The organism is Pseudomonas sp. ICMP 10191 (genome assembly GCF_001467335.1).
Taxonomy (GTDB): domain Bacteria; phylum Pseudomonadota; class Gammaproteobacteria; order Pseudomonadales; family Pseudomonadaceae; genus Aquipseudomonas; species Aquipseudomonas cerasi.
Genome location: NZ_LKGW01000028.1, coordinates 1 through 674, shown reverse-complemented (window position 1 = coordinate 674; position 674 = coordinate 1). Strand labels below are relative to the sequence as shown.

General features: G+C 65.1%; 1 protein-coding gene. It reads left to right on the top strand.

Annotation, left to right across the window (positions count from 1 at the left end; genetic code table 11):
• On the top strand, positions 1-674 hold a 674-nt coding region (locus AO388_RS04075; protein WP_153003962.1), incomplete at both ends, for a pyridoxal-phosphate dependent enzyme.

The following is a 674-nucleotide window of genomic DNA, read 5'->3' as shown; positions in this document are numbered from 1 at the left end:
TACGACGTTGCCATCGAAACGCCGCTGCAAGGCGCTCGCCAGCTGTCCGAACGGCTGGGCAATCAGGTGCTGCTCAAGCGCGAAGACCTGCAGCCGGTGTTCTCGTTCAAGATTCGCGGCGCGTACAACAAGCTCGCGCAATTGCCCGCAGAGCAGACTGCACGAGGCGTGGTGACGGCATCGGCGGGCAATCATGCCCAGGGCCTGGCGCTGGCGGCACGCGAGTTGGGGATCAAGGCGACCATCGTAATGCCGCGCACCACGCCGGAGATCAAGGTCGAAGGTGTGCGCTCGCGGGGTGCCACCGTGGTGCTGCACGGCGATTCCTTCCCGGAAGCGCTGGCCTACTCGCTGAAGCTGGTCGACGAACAAGGCTTCGTCTACATCCATCCGTATGACGACCCCGACACCATCGCCGGGCAAGGCACCGTGGCGATGGAGATCCTTCGTCAGCAACCGGGCCAACTGGATGCGATCTTTGTTCCTGTCGGGGGCGGCGGTCTGATTGCCGGTATCGCGGCGTATGTGAAATACCTGCGCCCGGAGATCAGGGTGATCGGCGTCGAGCCGGACGACTCCAACTGCCTGCAAGCGGCGATGGCCGCCGGGGAGCGCGTGGTGCTGAGCCAGGTCGGGCTGTTTGCCGATGGCGTGGCGGTCGCGCAGATCGGCCA